This window comes from Mycobacterium sp. E136 (genome assembly GCF_001666865.1).
Lineage (GTDB): Bacteria > Actinomycetota > Actinomycetes > Mycobacteriales > Mycobacteriaceae > Mycobacterium.
The window spans coordinates 15,166-34,728 of the sequence record NZ_LZJE01000229.1 but is presented as its reverse complement, the minus strand read 5'-3'; the positions used below and the strand labels follow the sequence as shown (position 1 = coordinate 34,728).

Below are 19,563 nucleotides of genomic sequence, written 5' to 3'. Positions count from 1 at the left end.
TCAGCGGAGCTTGCGCTGCTGGCGCTTTGCCTGCTTGCGAGCCTGCTTGCGTGCGGTCTCGGCCTGTTTGCGAGCGGTGTCGGCCTGTTTGCGAGCGGTCTCGGCCAACTCCGCGGCACGGCCGCGCGCCGTCTCGGCCAACTCGGGAGCACGGTCGCGCGCGACATCGGCCCACTCCGAACCCCGTTCGCGCGCGACGTCGGCGAACACCGCTCCGCGTTTGCGCGCCACCTCGGCGAGTTCGGGTCCGCGTTCGCGGGCGACGTCAACGAGTTCCGCGCTGCGCTTGCGCGCCAGCTCGGCGAATTCGGGCGCGCGTTCGCGGGCGACGTCGGCGAATTCGGCGCCGCGTTCGAGTGCGACGTTGGCCAGCTCGCGGCCCCGCTCGGCGCCCACATGCAGGCCATGGCCCACCTTGTCGGCGAACTCACTGTCGGAGAGCGCGCCGCCCGCGGCCGCGCCGACCGGCAGCGCCGCCGTGACCGCTTCAGAGACCTTGTGCGCCGCGCGCCGGCCACGCCAACCGAGCGAAGGTTTGCCCTCGGTATCGACCGCCGCGATGATCAGCCCACCTATGAGGCTCACGTCGGTGATGAATGCACGCCGCTCGTCGGCCTTGCGCTGGGGATCTGTCTCACTCCAGAACGTATGTCCGCCAAGGCTCCCCGGCACCACGCTCAGCGCGAGTGCCGCGGAGGCGAGCCGTGGGAGTTTGCCGGTCGCGAGCAGCAGACCACCGCCGATCTGGACGGCGGCCGTCGCGCGGGCGACGGTTTCGGCGTTTGTCGGAACGTTCGTCCCGACCGGATCGGGCAGCTTGCTGAGCCCCTCGAGGGTCGGGCGTGCGGCGTCGGCCGCCGGTTTCGGGCTGCGAAGGGCCTCCACACCTCTGGCGATGAAGGCTGCTGAGAGCATCGGGCGCGCGATACGGCGAATCAACATGGCTCGGGAGTTCCCAGGCGTATCGGGACGCAAACGTCAATTGGACGCGTCGCGAGGAGTCCGGTGCCGCAGCGGCATGATGTACCAGAACCCGACGAGCGCGATCAGCACGACGCTGCAGGCGATCCACGCCGCCGTCCGGTCGGCGACGGCGTCGAAGATGATCGTCGCGACGCCGGAGAGCGCGACGCCGAGCAGCAGCGTGCCCGTGATCGCGAAGGCGTGCGCGGTTGCCACCAACGTCTCCATGCGGTGCCGCCGGAACAGCAGCCGGTGCATGCTGACCGGAGCGATCAGCAATATCGTCGCGCCTATGGAGCAGGCCACCGTCACGAGATAGACCGTGCGCATGACCTCGTCCAGCTCGGAGAAGTGATCGCTGAACGGCAGGATCAGCAGAAAACCGGTGAGCAGCTGTACACCCGTCTGCGCGACCCGAAGTTCCTGCAACAGGCTTGACCAATTGCGGTCCAGCCGTTGGGCTTCCGTCTCGTGGCGCCGGTAGCCCTCCGGACCGTCGGGATCGGGTCGCTCGAAGTCCACATCTGATTCTGGCAGCCGCTCGGTTGGCCGGTCGACCGAATGACGGTTTCCGGCCGACCGGCTGATGGCAGTCGGCGCCGGAGTAGGTTGGCGAGGGTGGCGCTCGTCGCGGGAATAGATTCATCGACTCAGTCCTGCAAGGTGCTCATCTGTGATGCCGACACCGGGACGGTGGTCCGCTCGGGCTCGGCTCCGCACCCCGACGGCACCGAGGTCGATCCCGGGCACTGGTGGTCGGCGCTGCAGGCCGCGGTCTCGGCGGCGGGGGGTCTTGACGACGTGGCGGCGATCTCGGTGGGGGCGCAGCAGCATGGCATGGTCTGCCTTGCCGAAAACGGTCGCGTGGTACGAGATGCATTGCTGTGGAACGACGTTCGCTCGAGCAGCGCCGCCGCCGACCTGATCGACGAGCTGGGCGGTCCGCAGGAATGGGCCGCGCGGGTGGGCGTGGTGCCGGTCGCGGCGATCACCGCCGCGAAGGTGCGCTGGCTGGCTGATCACGAACCCGAGCACGCCGATGCGACCGCGGCGGTGTGCCTTCCGCACGACTGGCTGACCTGGCGGCTGAGCGGCTCCACGGATCTCGGCGATCTGCGCACCGATCGCAGCGATGCCAGCGGAACGGGGTACTTCTCCGCCGCCACCGGTCGCTACGACATCGATCTTCTCGAGATGGCCATGCGGGGCAAGCGGCCCCTCGTTCCGCCGGTGCTCGAACCGGCCGCGAGCGCCGGCCGTTCGGCCTCCGGTGCGGTATTGGGGCCGGGGGCCGGCGACAACGCCGCGGCGGCGCTCGGGCTCTGCGCCGACGAGGGCGACTGCGTGGTGTCACTGGGCACATCGGGGGTGGTCAGCGCCGTCGGGGCGGTCGCGCCCCGCGATCCGGAGGGCATCGTCGCCGGTTTCGCCGATGCCACCGGTCGTCAGTTGCCCTTGGTGTGCACTCTCAACGGCGCCCCCGTGCTCGCCGCCGTGGCCCGGATGTTGGGCGTGGAATTCGGCGAACTGGACCGGCTGGCACTGTCGGCGCCGCCGGGAGCGGAGGGTCTCACCCTGGTGCCGTATCTGGAGGGGGAGCGGTCGCCCAACCTACCCGCGGCCGCCGGAGCCCTACACGGTGTGACGACACGAAACCTACTGCCCGCAAACGTCGCTCGGGCCGCCGTGGAAGGCCTGTGGTGTTCGATGGCCTATTGCATCGAAAAGATCAGGGCGCACGGTGTCGACGTGCGACGCGTCATGCTGACGGGCGGGGGAGCGCGCTCGGAGGCGGTTCGACGGATCGCACCGGCGATCCTTTCAACGGCGGTGCAGGTACCCGAACCCGCCGAATACGTTGCGCTCGGTGCGGCCCGTCAGGCCGCGTGGACGCTGGGCCACTCGGACGCGCCGCCGACGTGGGCGCTGGGCGAGACCGCGACCTACCGTGCGGATCCCACTCCGTCGGTGTTCGACCAGTATCGGGCGGCGCAGCCGCTTACCCTGGGGCAGTGAACTTTTCGTGGGAACGATTGGCAGAGGGCGTGTTTCGCACCCGGTTGCCGTTCCTCGACGTCACGGTGGGGCTGGTCGCCGGACGTAGCGGCTGCCTGCTGATCGACACGGGCAGCACGTTGGCCGAGGGGCGGGCCATCGGCGCCGACGTCGCCGAGATCGCCGCCCAACCGGTGTGCCATGTGCTTCTAACCCACGACCACTTCGACCACGTCCTGGGCTTTCCCGCCTTCGACGGTGCGCAGGTCTACTGCGCGCCACCGGTAGCCGACACCGTGATCTCCGGCAAGGAGCGCCTGCGCGCCGACGCGATGCGGCACGGGGCCGAGGCCGCCGAAGTGGACGCGGCAATCGGCGCATTGCGCGAACCGGACTGCAAGCTCTGGGAAGCCGCTGTCGACGTCGGTGGGCGGACGGTGGTGACCAGCCATCCCGGCCGCGGCCACACCGACCACGATCTGATCGCGGTGGTGGAGGCGGACGTGACGGTCGTGTTCTGCGGCGACCTCGTCGAGGAATCGGGCGAGCCGTCCATCGACCTCGACTCCGACCTCGACGCGTGGCCGGCGACGCTCGATCGGGTGCTGGCCGCAGGAGGCGGTGACGCGGTCTACGTGCCCGGTCACGGGTCCGCGGTCGACGCCGACTTCGTCCGTCGGCAGCGCCGATGGCTCACCGCCCAAAAGTGACGAATTTCAACACACCGGTGTGACCTAATTCATTGTCGAATGCCTCGACGGGCGGGCACGCTGGCCGTTCCTATCGAAAAATTCCCAAAAGGTGCTTCCACTCAATGCCTGATTTCGAGTTCGCGTACGACCTCACGCTCGACGAGGGACGGCGCCGCGCCGCCGTCCTCGAAGCGATCGGCGACGATTGGGATCCGATCGCCGCGCTGGAGCAGGAGCGGTTGGCCTACGACATGCTCTACAGCGACCTGGACGACGACCAGCAGCGGATCTACGACGACCTCGTGCGCGCCGGTGTCCTGCCCGATCGGACGGTGACCCGTGCTGCCGATTGATCCCACCGCCGACCGCGCACGGCGGGCCTGGCTGGCCTGCCCCGGCTGCGACCACGGCGCCGGCTGCGGCGAGTGCGCCAACCAGCGCAACTGCGCCGACCACTGGCAGTACCTGCTGAGCAACCGGGCCACGGTCGTCCATCTGCAATGCCCGACCTGTGGGCATCTGTGGTCGACCGATACGCGTCACCGCAAGCGCCGCGGGGCCGCCTGACGCTCGACCCGCCCCCGAGCGCTCAGGGGTTTCGGGGGTGAATGAAGACACCGTCGGCTTCGACGGTGACGCCGTCGGCGTCGGCGATATGGCCGACCGCGAACGTCTTCGCGCCGTCCACCCGTTCGACCCAGGCCTCCGCGCGCAGCGGGTGATCAAGCCGGGTCCCGCGCCGGTACCGCGTGGTCAACGTTCCCGTGACGGCGGGTTTGCCCGGTTTGTGCGCCGTCGCGCCGAGCACGTGGTCGAGCAGCATCGCGCAGACTCCGCCGTGGACGTGCCCCGGCGGGCCCTCGAACGCGGCGCCGAGCGTGAATTCGGTCCACACTCTGCCATCGGGATCGTGATGCACCACCAGCGGTGGGGCGGCCGGATTGCGCACTCCGATGACGACATTTCCCCACACCATCGCCTCGCCATCGCGTGTGTGTTCCAGTCCGAATGAGCCGTCGCGCAGCGATTCACTGAGTTCGTCACTGGCGCAATCGATTCTGTCCTTCACGGCCGCGACCGTCGCAGCGTCCGCGCGGGTGCGGATGGTGACATCGATCAGTCGGCGCACCGACTGCGCCAGGGGCTCGTACACCGCACGCAGGTCGTCGAGTTCGGAACCGGCCATGGGCTTCAGCGTGCGCACGCCTGGGCGACTCCGCAAGGCGGCGTCCCAGCCAGTGGTGCGTTGGAGGTGCGGTGTGCTCCTGCGTTGTTAGGCTAGGCAAATGGCGAAAAGCACGTCCGACGCGAAGCCGAATCTGGCCGCGACCAGTTGGGCGCTGCTGGGCATGCTGACCTACGAACACGAACTGTCGGGCTACGACATCCGAAAGTGGATCGAATGGAGCATGCGGTTCTTCTACGGAAGCCCCGCCTACAGCCAGATTTATTCGGAGCTGAAGAAGCTCGAGAAGTTGGGACTGCTGTCCTCACGCGTCGAGAACACCGGCCGGACCCGCAACCGTCGCCTGTACAAAATCACCCCGGCGGGTCTCGACGCGGTGCGGCGATGGGCCAATGAGGCACCCGTCGATCCTCCGGTGCTCAAGCACAACCCGTTGCTGCGCGTGACGTTCGGACATCTGACCGAACCGGAGCGCCTCAAGGAGATCCTGCAGGAGCACATCGCCTACGCCGACGACATGCAGCGCCAAGCCGCGAAGGACGCCAAGTGGGCGGGTGTGGACCCGTCGTGGGCCTACGCGAAGGTCGCATTGCAGTGGGCCGAGCGGTATTACGCCGCAGAACGCGAGCTCGCCATGAAGATGCTCAAGGAACTCGACGAGGCCGAGGCCTCCTTCGCGGATGCGGGTATCGAACGCGGCACGCAAATTCCTTGGCCCGCACCGGAATACTGGTACGAAATCGAGAAGAAGGCCGAAGCCGAGGACTGATCCGTCACCCGCCTGCGGCGTCTGCGGCGGCGATGTAGCCGTACACCAGACCCTGCGCGATCGTCGCGCCCGCTCCGGGATAGGTGGTGCCGAACGCATTGGCCGCCGTGTTGCCGATCGCGTACAACCCGTCGATGGCGCGACCGTCTTCCCGCACCACGCGGGCGTGGTCGTCGACGCGCAGGCCGCCGCACGTGCCCAGGTCGCTGAGCACCATCTTGACGGCGTAGAACGGCCCCCGAGTCAACGGACGCAGGTTCGGGTTCGGCGTGACGGTCGGGTCGCCGTAGTAGCGGTCGTAGGCGCTGGCCCCGCGCAGGAAGTCGGGATCGACTCCGGCGGCGGCGTTTTCGTTGAAACGCTCGACGGTCGCGGTCAACGTCGACGCGTCGAGGCCGATCTTGGGGGCGAGTCCGGCGATGGAGTCGGCGCGGTGTGCGATGCCGGCGTCATACCACCTCTGGGGTATCGCCATGCGCGGGAACAGTTCGGCGGCGAAGACGTAGCTGTTGCGATAGCCCTGGTCGAAGACGATCCACATGGATTCGACCGGATTCCCGGCGCGTTCACGCTCGAGCAGACGCTGTCCGAACGTCATGTAGTCCGTCGCCTCGTTGACGAACCGGCTTCCGGTCTGGTCGACGATGAGCGACCCGGGAAGTGACCGCTCCGCCAGCATGACCTTCGGGTCCGCGCCCGGCAGCGCCGCGACGGCGGGAAACCACCACGCCTGGTCCATCAGATCGGTTGCGGCGCCGGCGTCTTGGGCGATTCGGATCGCGTCGCCGGTGTTGGTCTCCGCGCCGAGGCTGGCATGTTCGCCGAGGGATTCCGACTGGAACTTCCACCGCATGTCCATGTCGTGGTCGAAACCGCCTGCCGCGAGCACGACGCCGCGGCGCGCCGACACCGTGATGTCCGCGCCGTTGTGGTCGAGCACCACGCCGCTCACCCGGTCGCCGTCGGTGACGAGCCGACGCAGGGTGGTGTCGGTCCACACGGGGATGCCCGCGCGCAGCACACCGGCGAAGAGGCCGGCGGCCAGCGCCTGACCGCCGGCGACATACCGCCGCTTGAGGGCCAATCCGCCGATTCCTTGGCCGAGACGTTTGGCGATGACCGGCAGACCTTTGCGCGGCACCCGCGACATCAGGTTCATCCAGCGGTAGTCCGCGCCGGTGGTCGGTATCGGGACCTTGGCCTCCATCACGCCGGGCCGCAGACGCGTGCGGTACCGGCCGAGGATCACCGAATCGAGGGGACGACATTCGCACGTGCGACCCACGGCGGTGCCGCCGGGCGCCTCGGGGTGGTAGTCCGAGTACTCCTTGGCCCAGAAGAGCCGCATCGGCGTTGCCCGCCGCAGCAGCTCGATCGTCTCGCCGATGTTCGCCAGGAACGCATCCGACCGCTGCGCGGGTGCGGTCCCGTCCACCACCGCGTCGAGGTACGTCTTGGCCCGCGCCGCGGTGTCGGCGCCGCCGTCGCCCTTGATCACCGTGCTGGCCGGGAGCCACAGCGCGCCGCCCGAACGTGCGGTCGAACCGCCGACGTAGGCCGACTTCTCGACGATCAGCACCGAGAGGCCACGCTCGTGAGCGGCGAGGGCGGCGGCCATGCCGGTGCCGGACCCGATCACCACCAGATCGACGTCGGTGTCGGTCATCGGCAAGCCGTCGGGGATCGTCGCCCCGTGTGCGCTACTCACAACCGAACAAATTAGAGCTGTTCGACGCGGTGCGGAATCGATGTCCTGATGAGCGGAACAGAACCGTGAACACGCTCGCCGAGGGCTGCTACAACAGCGGTATGACGATGGACACCGATATCGAGGTCCGCCAGATCGAGGCGGAGGCCGCGCCGTCGCGGTTCGCTCGCGGATGGCACTGCCTGGGCCTGGTCAGAGATTTCGGTGACGGTAAACCGCACCAGGTGCACGCGTTCGGCAAGAAGCTCGTGGTGTTCCGCGCCGGTGACGGCCGCATCAACGTCCTGGACGCGTACTGCCGTCACATGGGCGGCGACCTGAGCCAGGGCGAGGTCAAGGGCGACGAGATCGCGTGCCCGTTCCACGACTGGCGCTGGGGCGGTGACGGGCGATGCAAGAAGGTGCCCTACAGCAAGCGTGTGCCCCGGTTGGCCCGCACCGCGACGTGGACGACCCTCGAACAGGACGGCATGTTGTTCGTCTGGAACGACGCGGAGGGCAACCCTCCGCCGCCCGAGGTCACCATTCCGCGCATCGAGGGTGCGACGAGCGATGAGTGGACCGACTGGCACTGGTACACGACGGTGGTCAACACCAACTGCCGCGAGATCATCGACAACGTCGTCGACATGGCGCACTTCTTCTACATTCACGGTTCGCTGCCGACGCATTTCAAGAACATCTTCGAAGGCCATGTCGCGACCCAGTACATGAACAGCGCGGGACGGCCCGACCTCGGTGAGCCCGGTCCGACCCAGATGCTCGGAACCACCTCGGTCGCATCGTATTTCGGGCCGTCGTTCATGATCGACGACCTCACCTACCACTACACCGACGTCGATCACAAGACGGTGCTGATCAACTGTCACTATCCGATCGACCAGAACTCCTTCGTGCTGCAGTACGGGATCATCGTCAAGAAGTCCGAGAACCTGCCCGAGGACCTCGCGATGCAGACGGCGATCGGTCTCGGCGACTTCGTGAAGATGGGTTTCGAGCAGGACGTCGCCATCTGGAAGAACAAGGCGCGCATCGACAATCCGCTCCTGTGCGAGGAGGACGGGCCCGTCTACCAACTGCGTCGTTGGTACGAGCAGTTCTACGTCGACGTCGCCGACGTGACGCCGGACATGGTGGACCGCTTCGAATACGAGATCGACACCACCCGGCCGCGCGAGGAATGGATGAAGATCGTCGAGGCCAATATCGCCGCACGGGACGCCGTCACGAGCGCGGGATGACCGTCCGCCAGGACAGCCGACTCGCCGACGCGCCGATGACCTCGGTGACGTGCCGGCTCTGCGCGGCAACCGTTTTGGTGCGCAAGAGCACCTGGCAGCAGACCAGCGTGCAGTGGGACGCCGAGTCCGCCGGAAAGTGCCACCAGCGCCGCGACGCCGAGGCCATCCACGCGCACGACGGTAGGCCGTTTCTGGTCTGCTTCGAACTGCGGGATTCGATCGAGGAGGCGGCGCGCCGCGGGGCGTTGCCGATCGTCGACGAGACAGCGTGATTTCGGTGCGCTATCGATCGCTGAGCGACCGATAGCGCACCGAAACCGCCGCTAGGTCAGCTGGAACTCCGACAGGGGAGCTTCTTTCGGGTACTCCGCCGGCCCGCCGAGGTCGTAGACCGCGTTCAGCGCCGCGATGAACTCCGGATCGTGCAGAGGCTCGCTCGGCACGTCGAGCTTGATGCCCTTGGAGTGCACATCGTCGACGAGCATGTCGATCGCCTTGTCGATGGTCAGATCGTCGCTGCCGTCCATGTTCTTCTTGAGCTCGTCGAAGTCGGTGAACACCTCCGCCGACCAGTGCACCAGGAACCGCAGTTCGTCGGTGTGGTGGCGGGCGATCACGTCGTCGCCGTTCTTGAGCAGCCAGAAGTCGCGGTCCGACGGATCCCCGGTGAACACCGTGTCGAACGCCAGCCCCGCCGGGGTCTGTTGATCGAGCGGCCCGTTGGCCTCGCCGCGGTGCACCATCATCTCGTTCTGCACGAGCACACCGCGGTTGTAGACCGGCGGCAGCAGGCGTTTCGGCGGCTTGAGAGGGCCCTCGGGCCAGTAGGTGAAGCCGCTGCCCTCGTCGAGCGAAAACCACGTGATGACCTGAGCCATCTTGATGAGGTAGTCGCGGAACAGCCCGGACTTGCCCATGACGCTGGTCAGCCAGGTGGGAGCGTTCTCGTGGCGCACGCCGCGGAAGCTGGGGGAGTCGAGGTGGCCGGGATCGCGGTTGGCGCAGGGGCCGTTGATGTTGAACAGCATCATCTCGGGCTTGGCGTACTCGGCGTTCCAGTAGCTCTTGGCGTACTCGACGAAGCGCTGGTTGTAGAAGCAGTCGTGCAACTCGGGGTAGAGCACCGTGCCGTAGTTGGCCAGATAACCGCGGAACGTCGCGGTCAGGAACAAGTCCAGCGAGGGGGTGAAGCCCTCGGGGAACAACCCGCTCATGGTGGCCATCAGTTCTTCGGCCGACGCGAAGTGCTGGGCGATGATCAACTTCCACGGACCCTGGGTGCGCACCACATCGAGGAGGCGCTCCCGCTGGTCGTCGGTATAGAGATTGTCGATCTCGCGGGGCGGTGAAGCGGGCCGCAGGACGTCGGACAACTCCATCCGCTGCTCTTGGGTGAGCATGTTCTCTCCTACTCTCGAGGTCGGCATCTCATGCCGGTCGCTTGGCCAATTCTGGTGTTGCGGCCCACAGGTGGCCGCGTGCCTGTCCGGTCATCGGGACATCTGTTTCCGCTCGATCAGAAGGGCAGCGGATGGGCGAACTTCGCGCGCAGCAGTGCGCCGATCTCGGCCACCGCCAGTCGCCCACGGGCCGTCGCCTCTGAACGCATCAGGAACCCGTGGTAGATGCCGGGGTAGCGGGTGACCGTCGTCTGTACTCCCGCGTCGCGCAACCGGTCCGCGTAGCGCTCGCCCCAGTCGCGGATCGGATCGGATTCGGCGGTCACGACGATGGCCTGCGGCAGGCCCGACAGATCTTGTGCCCGTGCGGGAATCGTGTAGGGGTGCTCCGGGCCGTCGGCCAGCTCGTGCATGTATTCGATGTCGACGACGCGGAGCATCGGCGCCTCGGGCATGGACCGGATCGACGGGACCTCGAGATCCTTGTCGACGCCCGGATACATCAGGATCTGCGCGAACAGGGCCGGCCCACCGCGGTCACGGGCGGCCAACGCGACGCCGGCCGCCAGTGTGCCCCCGGCGCTGTCGCCCGCCACCGCGACGCGGGTGCCGTCTATGCGGAGGTCGTCGGCGTGTTCGGCAACCCAACGGGTCGCGGCGTAGGCGTCGTCGAACTGGGCCGGGGGTGCCGCTTCGGGGGCCAGGTGGTAGTCGACGGACACCACAGTGGAGTGGGAGTGGTGGGCGATGTTGCGCGCCAACGGTTCGAACGAATGGTTCGAGCCCAGGACCATTCCGCCGCCGTGAAAGTAGACGACCGCGGGGGCGCCGCTGTCGGTCGACGGTCGGTAGATGCGCAGGGGGATCTCCCCGACGGGTCCCTCGATGTTCCGACCCTCGACATCGGCCATCTCCGGCATTTCGGGCAGCGGCGCGGACTCCAAAGCGTCACGCACCGCGTCGAGCCCGCGCTCCCGCATCGGCGCCACGTCCCCGAACTGCGCAACGCGCGCCGCGGCGTCGGGATCCAGTTGTGGAACCCCCTGTTTCGATTTCGTCAATGCCGTGTGGGGTCGAATCGCCGCTTGGCGCGCAGGGCCGGTGCCCGGCGCGACGCCAGGACTTGGGCGCGCTCCGCCATGGCGTTGCCGACGTACTCGGGTTGGGTGAGCAGATAGAACTCGCCGGCCGCGGCCTGTTCGAAGACCACCCGCGCCGCTTCGACCGGATCCATCGCCTCGGCCTTGATGTCGAGCATCGCGGTCCGCTGCGCCTCGGCGGCCCCGACGTCGCCGTCGTCGACGCCGCCGGCGGCCTCGAAGATGTTCGACTTCACGGCGCCGGGCAGCACAGCCTGCACGTGGACCCGGTCGGCGTGGCCGGCCAATTCGACCTCCAGTCGCAAGCATTCGGTCAGTGCCAGCACCGCATGCTTGCTCATGATGTAGGGCGCCTGCAGCGGCACGACGGCGACGCCGCCGATCGACGACAGGTTCCATACCCACGATGGGGAGTCCGCGGCGATCATGCGCGGCAGGAAGGCGCGGACGCCGTAGAACACGCCGCTGACATTGATGTCCACAAGCCGGTCCCAATTGGCGACGGGGGTGTCCCACAGGTATCCGAACTGCTCGACACCGGCGTTGTTGACCAGCAGCCGGACTGGGCCGATCTCCGAGTACACCTGTGTGGCAAGGTCTTCGAGCGCCTCGGGATCGCGCACATCGCACACCAGGTCCACCGAGCCCGCGAGCTCGTGGCGAAGCGCCGCGATCGCCGAGGCGTCGATGTCGACCAGTACGACGGTCATGCCCAGCGCGGCGGCATGGCGTGCCAGCCCCGCGCCTATCCCGTTTCCGGCGCCGGTGATGACCGCGACACCACCGCCGAACGTCGCGCGTGCGTCCACGCGTTACGAGGCGGTCGAGGCGGTGGCGGTCTTGGCGGCGTGCTCGGAGAACGTGACGGAGTCCTCGGCGTCGAGGATCACGGTCATCGATGTGAACACCAGGCCGTCGCCGGCGCGGCGGATGCCGACGTCGACCACACCGCTGGAGACGTCGAACGGGACGTTGTTCGTCACCTGGTTCACGTACAGGTAGAAGCGCGCGGTGGTGACGTCCCCGTCGACGCCGGTGCGGAAGACGTTGGTGGCGTGGTGGCGCAGCGGGTAGGGATTCTCGTTGCGGTGCTGGGTCAACCACGCCAAGGTCTCGTCCTTGCCGTGCAACTCGGCGGCCAGCAGCTCCTCGAACGGGCAGTTCCCGGAATCGGACCGGCTTAGGTATTCCATCTCCTCGCCGAGCCGGGCCCCGAGTTCGGCGAAGTGACCCTGGTCGTAGTGGTACCAGAAGGCGGCGATGAACTCCTGGACCTCGGACAGCGTGATCTCGTTGCTCATGGGTGCGAGTCAACCGTCGCCGACCGGGACGTGGCGCGGCGATGCCCGGTCAGTGGAACACCGCGCGGCCGGGCGGTCGGATCAGTCGACGATCAGGCTCCACACGTCGGCTCCGGCGGCCAGCGTCGCGTCGGTGACCCGTTCGTCCCAATAGCGCACCGACCCGAATTCGGACCGCCATGCGAGCGCGGCGCGGGTGAACTCGTGCAACCGGTGCTCGAGGGTGGTGCCGATCGCGCCGTGCACCTGGTGGGCGTTGCGCACCACGACCGACGTGGCATGACCGACGCAGGAGCGTGCCGCCGCGACGCGGAACGCGAGGCTGCCCGTCGACCAACCGTTCGTGACGGCCGTCGTCAGCGCACCCTCGGTGGCCGCCCGCGCCAGCGCCGCTTCGGCGGCGGAGTCGGCGATCAGGTGCTGGACGGCCTGGAAGCGGGACAGGGGCCGGCCGAACTGGATTCGCGACGCGGCGTGTTCGACCGACGACAGCACGATCCGGTCGAGCGCCGCGCACACCTGGATCGCCCGCACCAGCGCGGCTTTGTGCCACAGTTCGGCCACCAGATCGGAGGCCACCGGGACACCGTCGATCGCGGCGACGTCGGCCTCGACGGAGTCGCGGGGTTCGCCGATCGCGTTGCTGCCGGCTGTGATCGAAAGTGCGGCGGCGTCGATGTCGGCGACGCGATGGTCGTCGCCATCGCGCCAGACGACGACCACCCGGTCATTGGCCGCGGCCCAGGGGACACCGTCGGCGGTTCCGTCCTCGCCGAGCAGGCACACGGTGCGCACCGCGTCGTCGCCGCCCATTCCGTTCGCCTCGAGCAGCCAGCAGGCCAGTAGGTCGTGTTCGGCCAACGGTGTTCGCACCGCGTTGCGCGCGGCGGCCGCCAGCAGTTCGGCGGCCTCGAACCAGCCCGCCCCGCTGCCGCCCGACTCCTCGGCGCCGGTCAGTCGGACCAGGCCCAGGTCGTCGAGGCGCCGCCACAACTCCGTGTCCCGTTCGACCGTCTTCGCGGGCGGGTGGGCGTCGCGGTACTCGGCGAAGACCGCGTCCATCATCTCGACCAGTGCCGGATCGACGGTCATCGCAGCCCCAACCCTCGTGCGATCACGCCGCGCAACACCTCGTTGGTGCCGCCGCGCAGCGTGAAGCCGGGACGTTGATCCACGGCTCGCGAAACCAGTTCGGCAAGTTCGGGATTCGTGGTCGCGTCGGTCAGTGTGTCGGCGAAGTCGGCGATGTCGCCCTCGGTGGTGGTGCCGAGCACCTTGACCACCGCGGCGGGAACATCGGCGGGCTCGCGCCTCTCCAGTGCGCCCGCGACGGCGGTCGACATCTGGTGCAGTCCGGCGGTTCGGGCGATAAGGCGGCCGAGTCCGGTGTCCCGCGAAAGTTCCTGTGCGGCCATCTTTTCGCCGCACGTCCGCAACAGCACGAAGGTGGACAGGAACCGTTCAGGTCCGCTGCGCTCGAAGGCCAGTTCCGAGGTGACCTGGCGCCAGCCCGCACCGATCTCACCGAACACCATGTCGTCGGGGACGAAGGCGCCGTCGAGGATCACCTCGTTGAAGTGGTGTGCGCCGTTCATCGAGACGACGGGGCGGATGTGCACACCCGGTCCGCGCAGGTCGACGATGAACTGACTCAACCCGGCGTGGCGGTTGTCCGGATCGACCGGGGCCGTGCGGGCCAACGCGATGAACGCATGCGCGTAGTGCGCCCCCGACGTCCACACCTTCGTCCCCGACAGCGACCAACCGCCGTCCACCTGGACCGCCTTGGTGCGCACGCTCGCGAGATCGGAGCCCGAATCGGGTTCGCTCATGCCGATGCCGAAGAAGCATTCGCCGCGCACGATCCGCGGGAGGAACTCCTTCTTCTGCGTTTCCGTGCCGTACTTGAGCAACGACGGCACGATCTGCCGGTCGGCGATCCAGTGCGCCGCGACAGGTGCGCCCGCGGCGAGCAACTCCTCGGTCACCGCGAACCGTTCGACGAAGGAGCGTCCGTGTCCGCCGTACTCGACCGGCACGGTCATCCCGAGATAGCCCTGGGCGGCAAGCGCTTTGGTGAAGCCCTCGTCCCATCCCGTCAGCCACGCGTCGACCGACGGCGTGAACGCACCCGCGGCGCGCTGCTCGGCGAGGAACTCACGTACCTCGGCTCGCAGGGCCGCGGTCGCGGCGGCGTCGACGGCGGCCGGGGGCACCAGGCGGGGGAGCGTCACGGGGTGGTCCGCCATCGGCTGATGCGCTGCTCGTGCTCCCGGTCGCGGTGGGCAAGAGGCTGCATGGCCGCGGCCATAGCCAGCGTGGAGTCCAGCGAGCCGGCCCGCGATTCCTGCAGCAGACGTTTGGCCATCCGCAGCGCGTGAGCGGGGTTCTTCGTGATCCGCTCGGCCAACGCGAGCGCCTCCGTGAGCAGGTCGTCGTGCGGCACGACGCGGGTGACCATGCCCCACTCCAGGGCGGTGGCCGCATCGATGCGGTCGCCGGTGAACGTCATCTCGGCGGCGCGCTCGTAGCCGATCGCCCTGGGCAGGAACCAGGTGCCGCCGTCGCCCGGGATGATGCCGATCTGTACGAAGCTCTCGGCGAACGACGCCCGTTCGGAGGCCACGCGGATGTCGCACATCATGGCGAGGTCGCAGCCCGCTCCCACGGCGGGACCGTTGACCGCGGCGATCAGCGGGACCTCGAGGCGGCCGAGTGCGCGGGGGATGCGCTGGATCCCGTCGACGTACGCACGCCGCTGATCGAGTGCGTCGAGGCCGAACATCCCGGTGCGGTCGGCCATCTCCTTGACGTTGCCGCCCGCGGAGAAGATCTTGCCCGCGCCCGTCAGGATCACCGCGCGCACGTCGAGGTCCGCGTTGGCGGCGTCGACGGCGGTCTCGAACGCCGAGATGAAGCCCTTGTCGGTGATCGCGTTGCCGACGTCGGGCAGGTCGATGGTCCACGTCTGCGTCGCACCGTGAGCGGCGATGTTCAGCGGTGTGCTCATGACGGCAACTGTAGGGACTTGGTCTGCAGGAATTCCTCGAACCCCGCGCGGCCGAGTTCCCGGCCGACACCGGACTTCTTGTAGCCGCCGAACGGCGCGACGGGGTTGTACATGCCGCCGTTGACGTCGAGCTGCCCGGTCTGCACGCGCTTCGCGAAGGATATGGCGGTGTCGAGGTCGGGACCCCACACTGCGCCCGCGAGCCCGTAGGGCGTGCCGTTGGCGATGCGCAGGGCGTCGTCTTGGTCCCGGAACGGGATCACCGCGAGCACCGGCCCGAACACTTCCTCCTGACCGAGCTCGGAGTCGGGGTCGACGTCGGCGAACACGGTCGGGGCGACGTAGTAGCCGGTGTCGCGGACCGATTCGGATCCGCCGGTGAGCAGGCGGGCGCCGTCGCGGCGCGCGCGGTCGATGAACCCGCGCACGGACTCGAACTGCGCGGCCGACGCCAGGGGGCCGATCCGGATGCCGGGGTCGGACGGGTCGCCCACGGTGTACTTGGCGGCGGCGGACTCGATCAGTTCGAGGGCCTCGTCGTAGCGCGAGCGCGGCACCAGCATCCGGGTCCACGCCATGCAGGTCTGCCCGCCGTTCAGGAACGCGTTGCCCACGCCGACCTTCACCGCGGTGGTGAGGTCGCCGCCGTCGAGGATGACGTTCGCGGACTTGCCGCCGAGTTCGAGGGCGACCTTCTTCACCGAGCCGGCGGCGAGCTCGGCGACCCGGCGGCCGACGGCGGTCGAGCCGGTGAACGACACCACGTCGACGTCGGGATGCGACGCGATGCGCTCGCCCACCACGGATCCGCGCCCCGACACCAGGTTCACCACACCGTCGGGAAGTCCGGCCTCCTCGACCGCTTCGATGAACTCGAACACCGACAGCGGCGCCTCGTTGCTCGGCTTGAGGACGACGGTGCAGCCGGCGGCGATGGCGGGCAGCACCTTGGCCACCACCTGATAGAGCGGATAGTTCCACGGGGTGATGGCGCCGACGACGCCGTACGGCTCGCGCAGCACCAACGAGTTGCCCACGCGCTCTTCGAATTCGAAGGACTCGAGGACGTCGGCGAAACCGCGTGCCACCGCCAGTGGCACCTTGGTCTGAACCCCCTGCGCCACACGCAGCGGCGCGCCCATCTCCCGGCTGATGGTCTCGGCGATGTCGGGCAGTCGCTTCTCCATCGCGGCGATCACCCGGGCCAGCCGGTCACTGCGCTCGGCGCGGGTGATCAACGGATCGAGGGCTCGGCGGGCGGCGGCCACGGCCGCGTCCACGTCGGCGACCGTTCCGCTGGGCACACAGCCGATCACCTTCTCGGTGGCGGGGTCGACGACGTCGATCACGTCGGCCGCCGACGGTGTCATCCACTGCCCGTCGATGAACAGCGTCTTGCGGGTGTAGTCGTGCATGGGTCTCCTTGGGATCAGGGAACGATGCTGGCGCGGACGTCGCGCTTGTGCTCGGCGGCGGCGAACGCCTCGTTGATGTCGTCGAGCGGATACTGCGCGGCAGCCAGCCGGTGCAGGGGGAGGGCATCCTGGTGCTGTTCGAGGAAGGTCAGCGCCCGCGACAGCACCGGCGGTTCGTACAGCGAGACCCCGACCATCGTCTTGTTGGCGAAAACGAAACGTGACGGGTCGAATTCGAAGGTCTTGCCGATGTTGATGTTTCCGATCTCGACGTAACGGCCGAACTGGCCCAGCATCTTGAGGCCCTCGTCGATGGCGGACGGGTGGCCTACGACCTCGACCACGACGTCGGCGCCGTAACCGTCGGTCAGGTCGCGGATGATCTTCGCGCGGTCCTTCGCCGTGGCGGCCGCGTTGATGTCGATCACCGCGTCGGCGCCGAACGCGGTTGCCAGCTCGAGCCGTTCGGACACCCCGTCGATGGCGATGACCCGACCGGCGCCGCGGGCCTTGGCGACCGCGATCGCATACAGTCCCAGCGCGCCGGCGCCCTGCACGACGACGGTCTCGCCGAGTTGCTGGTCTACGCGCTCGAGGCCGTACATCACCTGGGACAGCGCACAGTTGGCACCCGACGCGATGTCGTCGCTGACCCGGTCGGGCACGGTGTACACGACCGCCCCGGCCGGCAGCAGGAAGTAGTCGGCGTAGCCGCCGACGAAGTAGGGCGGCGCGTCGGCGCGTCCGAGCATGGCCATCGCGAGGTTCAGGCACGCGTTGCGCCTGCCCGCCAGGCAGTTTCGGCACCGGTGGCAGGAAAAGAAGTAGGGGAACACCACCCGGCTGCCCTTCACCAGCGGTGCGCCGTTCGAGTCCGCCGTGACCCCGTCACCGAGTTCGGATACCGCGCCGACCATTTCGTGACCGAGCACCGTCGGAAGTTGTCCCCCCAGGCCGCGGGTGGCGAAGGTGCCGTGCCACGCGTGCAGGTCCGATCCGCAGATGTTGGTCCTGGTGATCTTGATCAGGATCTCGCCGGGACCGACCTCGGCCAGGTTCACGGTCTCGATCTCGAACGGCTTTCCGGGCGCGTCGAAGCGCGCGATACGTCCTGTGAACAACAGACAGTTCCCTTCGGTGGCTCAGCGGCTCAGCGGTTCGGCCGCGAAGCGTTCGCGCAGTTGACGTTTCAGCAGCTTGCCGCTCGGGTTCTTCGGCAGTGCGTCGACGAAGTGGATGTGCTTGGGGGTCTTGAACCCGGCCAGATGCTGCCGGCAATGCGCGATCAGGTCATCCTCGGTCAGGTTGGCGCCCTCGCGGGACACCACCGCGGCGACCACGGTCTCGACCCACGTCGGATGGGGAAGGCCGAAGACCGCGACCTCCTGAACCCCGTTGTGCCGGTATAGGACTTCCTCGACCTCGCGGCTGGCGACATTCTCGCCACCCGTCTTGATCATGTCCTTCTTGCGGTCGACCACGTGCAGCAGGCCGTGTTCGTCGTAGTAGCCGAGGTCGCCGGAGTGGAACCAACCGCCGCGGAACGCCTCCGCGGTCTTGGCGGGGTCGTCGAGATAGCCGAGCATCAGATGGGGGCTGCGGTGGGCGATCTCACCCACCACACCGGGTGCGACCGGGGCGTCGTCCTCGTCGAGGATCGTCGTCTCGACGTTGAGCACCGGCCGTCCCGCCGAACCGGCGTGGGTGTCCTGCTCGTCGGGCCCGAGCGCGGACGCCAGCGGCGCCAACTCGGTCTGGCCGTAGAAGTTCCACAACCTCAGGTTCGGCAGGCGGTCGCGGATCTCGGCGAGGATCTCGATCGGCATCGCCGAAGCTCCGTAGTATCCCTTGCGCAGGCTGGACAGATCGACCTCGTCGAACACCGGGCACCGCAACAGGCTGATCCAGACCGTCGGAGGGGCGAAGTAGTTGGTCACCCCGTAGCGGGCGATCGTGCGCAGCACCGTTTCGGGATCGGGCCCGGGCAGGATGATGCTGGTCGCGCCGAGATAGATGTCGGTGGCCAGGAAGTTGTCCAGCTGCGCGCAGTGATACAGCGGCAGCGAATGGATTTCGACGTCGTCGCCGGCCATCGAACCGGCGACGATGGTGCTGACGTACTGCCACATCAGGCTGCGGCTCGTGTGCATCGCGCCCTTGGGCCGCGACTCCGTGCCGCTGGTGTACATCAACCGCAGCAGCTGGTCGTCGTCGATGCGGGGATTCGGCGCGGGGGTCGTGGTGGACAGCCACTGCGCGAAGTCGTCCCAGCCCGGCGGAACGCTCTGTCCGGGCCGGACGATCGCGGCCCTGGTGCGAACCGCTCCGTCGATGCGCATGGCGTCCTGCGCGACGCCTGTCAGCTCGGCTTCGACGATGAAGCCCTCTGCCTTGCTGTGGCCGAGGATGTAGGCGACCTCCTCGGCCGTCAGCATGAAGTTGACCGGCACCAACACCACCGCGGCGCGGGCGGTGGCGAAGGCGAGCACCGCATACTGCCAACAGTTGCGCGCCAGCAGCGCCACCCGGTCACCGGGACGGAAGCCGTTGTCCTGCAACGCCGCCGCGACCCGGTCCACGAGCTGGTCGAACTCGGCGAACGTCAACACCGTGTCGCCATCGATGATCGCGGTCTTGTCGGGTTGCCTGCGGGCCGAGCGGCGTGGGATGTCGCCCAGAGTGTGGCTGCGTGCCTGCTCGACCACCGCATCCAGATCCATGGCGGGCAGCGTAAGCATGTCTGGCGTGGGGCGAGGGACCGATGTCCCGCTCAGTAGGCAGGG

Annotated in this window: 21 protein-coding genes; 7 read left to right on the top strand and 14 right to left on the bottom strand. The window is 68.2% G+C overall.

Annotation, left to right across the window (positions count from 1 at the left end; translation table 11 throughout):
* Positions 1–942: a DoxX family protein gene (locus A5698_RS15325; protein WP_067085369.1), complete on the bottom strand. Its 942-nt coding sequence runs from the start codon at positions 940–942 to the stop codon at positions 1–3.
* A gap of 36 nt (positions 943–978) precedes the next feature.
* Positions 979–1,485 carry a DUF6328 family protein gene (locus A5698_RS15320; RefSeq protein ID WP_068298410.1) on the bottom strand — a complete coding sequence of 169 codons (507 nt, stop codon included), beginning with the start codon at positions 1,483–1,485 and terminating at the stop codon, positions 979–981.
* A 96-nt stretch (positions 1,486–1,581) separates the two neighbouring features.
* On the opposite strand from A5698_RS15320, the gene A5698_RS15315 reads away from it, so the two are divergent.
* The 4 genes from A5698_RS15315 to A5698_RS15300 all read left to right on the top strand — a co-directional run bounded on the left by A5698_RS15315 (position 1,582) and on the right by A5698_RS15300 (position 4,217).
* A complete protein-coding gene (locus A5698_RS15315; RefSeq protein WP_068298408.1) occupies positions 1,582–2,979 on the top strand; it encodes a xylulokinase in 1,398 nt (465 codons plus the stop codon).
* Positions 2,976–3,668: an MBL fold metallo-hydrolase gene (locus A5698_RS15310; RefSeq protein WP_068298405.1), complete on the top strand. Its 693-nt coding sequence runs from the start codon at positions 2,976–2,978 to the stop codon at positions 3,666–3,668. Before A5698_RS15315 ends, A5698_RS15310 begins: the two co-directional genes overlap by 4 nt.
* A 104-nt stretch (positions 3,669–3,772) precedes the next feature.
* A complete protein-coding gene (locus A5698_RS15305) occupies positions 3,773–4,003 on the top strand; it encodes a DUF6400 family protein (RefSeq protein ID WP_068298401.1) in 231 nt (76 codons plus the stop codon).
* Positions 3,990–4,217 carry a hypothetical protein gene (locus A5698_RS15300; RefSeq protein WP_068298398.1) on the top strand — a complete coding sequence of 76 codons (228 nt, stop codon included), beginning with the start codon at positions 3,990–3,992 and terminating at the stop codon, positions 4,215–4,217. Before A5698_RS15305 ends, A5698_RS15300 begins: the two co-directional genes overlap by 14 nt.
* 22 nt (positions 4,218–4,239) lie before the next feature.
* Here A5698_RS15300 and A5698_RS15295 read toward each other — a convergent pair whose 3' ends face one another.
* Positions 4,240–4,836: a PaaI family thioesterase gene (locus tag A5698_RS15295; RefSeq protein ID WP_068298416.1), complete on the bottom strand. Its 597-nt coding sequence runs from the start codon at positions 4,834–4,836 to the stop codon at positions 4,240–4,242.
* 100 nt (positions 4,837–4,936) lie between these two features.
* Here A5698_RS15295 and A5698_RS15290 point away from each other — a divergent pair, with 100 nt between their 5' ends.
* The gene (locus A5698_RS15290; RefSeq protein WP_064350100.1) at positions 4,937–5,605 is read left to right on the top strand and encodes a PadR family transcriptional regulator; all 669 of its coding nucleotides are present in this window, start codon (positions 4,937–4,939) and stop codon (positions 5,603–5,605) included.
* A 4-nt stretch (positions 5,606–5,609) separates the two neighbouring features.
* Here the strand turns inward: A5698_RS15290 and A5698_RS15285 are convergent, their stop codons facing one another.
* Complete coding sequence (locus A5698_RS15285) at positions 5,610–7,313, bottom strand: 3-ketosteroid-delta-1-dehydrogenase (protein ID WP_068298395.1); 1,704 nt, start codon at positions 7,311–7,313, stop codon at positions 5,610–5,612.
* A 101-nt stretch (positions 7,314–7,414) separates the two neighbouring features.
* Between A5698_RS15285 and A5698_RS15280 the strand changes: the two genes are divergently transcribed.
* Together A5698_RS15280 and A5698_RS15275 are read left to right on the top strand one after the other, a co-directional pair.
* Positions 7,415–8,554 carry a 3-ketosteroid-9-alpha-monooxygenase, oxygenase component gene (locus tag A5698_RS15280; RefSeq protein ID WP_067085447.1) on the top strand — a complete coding sequence of 380 codons (1,140 nt, stop codon included), beginning with the start codon at positions 7,415–7,417 and terminating at the stop codon, positions 8,552–8,554.
* On the top strand, positions 8,551–8,826 hold the full coding sequence (locus A5698_RS15275; protein ID WP_068298392.1) for a ferredoxin: 276 nt from the start codon (positions 8,551–8,553) through the stop codon (positions 8,824–8,826). Before A5698_RS15280 ends, A5698_RS15275 begins: the two co-directional genes overlap by 4 nt.
* A gap of 51 nt (positions 8,827–8,877) precedes the next feature.
* Here the strand turns inward: A5698_RS15275 and A5698_RS15270 are convergent, their stop codons facing one another.
* The 10 genes from A5698_RS15270 to A5698_RS15225 all read right to left on the bottom strand — a co-directional run bounded on the left by A5698_RS15270 (position 8,878) and on the right by A5698_RS15225 (position 19,500).
* Positions 8,878–9,954 carry a hypothetical protein gene (locus tag A5698_RS15270; RefSeq protein ID WP_068298389.1) on the bottom strand — a complete coding sequence of 359 codons (1,077 nt, stop codon included), beginning with the start codon at positions 9,952–9,954 and terminating at the stop codon, positions 8,878–8,880.
* A 116-nt stretch (positions 9,955–10,070) separates the two neighbouring features.
* Positions 10,071–11,015 carry an alpha/beta hydrolase gene (locus A5698_RS15265; protein ID WP_068298386.1) on the bottom strand — a complete coding sequence of 315 codons (945 nt, stop codon included), beginning with the start codon at positions 11,013–11,015 and terminating at the stop codon, positions 10,071–10,073.
* A complete protein-coding gene (locus A5698_RS15260) occupies positions 11,012–11,863 on the bottom strand; it encodes an SDR family oxidoreductase (protein ID WP_068298383.1) in 852 nt (283 codons plus the stop codon). The genes A5698_RS15265 and A5698_RS15260 overlap by 4 nt, the downstream gene beginning before the upstream one ends.
* 3 nt (positions 11,864–11,866) lie before the next feature.
* A complete protein-coding gene (locus tag A5698_RS15255) occupies positions 11,867–12,355 on the bottom strand; it encodes a nuclear transport factor 2 family protein (protein ID WP_068298380.1) in 489 nt (162 codons plus the stop codon).
* Positions 12,356–12,436: 81 nt separating this feature from the next.
* Positions 12,437–13,447 (bottom strand): acyl-CoA dehydrogenase family protein, encoded by a 1,011-nt coding sequence (locus A5698_RS15250; RefSeq protein WP_068298377.1) that lies wholly within the window; start codon positions 13,445–13,447, stop codon positions 12,437–12,439.
* Positions 13,444–14,589, bottom strand: coding sequence for an acyl-CoA dehydrogenase family protein (locus A5698_RS15245; protein ID WP_197506785.1), 1,146 nt, complete (start codon positions 14,587–14,589; stop codon positions 13,444–13,446). Before A5698_RS15245 ends, A5698_RS15250 begins: the two co-directional genes overlap by 4 nt.
* Positions 14,586–15,365: a crotonase/enoyl-CoA hydratase family protein gene (locus A5698_RS15240; protein ID WP_068298371.1), complete on the bottom strand. Its 780-nt coding sequence runs from the start codon at positions 15,363–15,365 to the stop codon at positions 14,586–14,588. The genes A5698_RS15245 and A5698_RS15240 overlap by 4 nt, the downstream gene beginning before the upstream one ends.
* Entirely contained in the window at positions 15,362–16,780 is a 1,419-nt protein-coding gene (locus A5698_RS15235; protein WP_068298367.1) for an aldehyde dehydrogenase family protein, read from the bottom strand. The genes A5698_RS15240 and A5698_RS15235 overlap by 4 nt, the downstream gene beginning before the upstream one ends.
* A 14-nt stretch (positions 16,781–16,794) precedes the next feature.
* Positions 16,795–17,901, bottom strand: coding sequence for a zinc-binding dehydrogenase (locus tag A5698_RS15230; RefSeq protein ID WP_068298364.1), 1,107 nt, complete (start codon positions 17,899–17,901; stop codon positions 16,795–16,797).
* Between the two features lie 21 nt (positions 17,902–17,922).
* Positions 17,923–19,500: an acyl-CoA synthetase gene (locus A5698_RS15225; RefSeq protein WP_502688931.1), complete on the bottom strand. Its 1,578-nt coding sequence runs from the start codon at positions 19,498–19,500 to the stop codon at positions 17,923–17,925.
* Between the last annotated feature and the right edge of the window lie 63 nt (positions 19,501–19,563).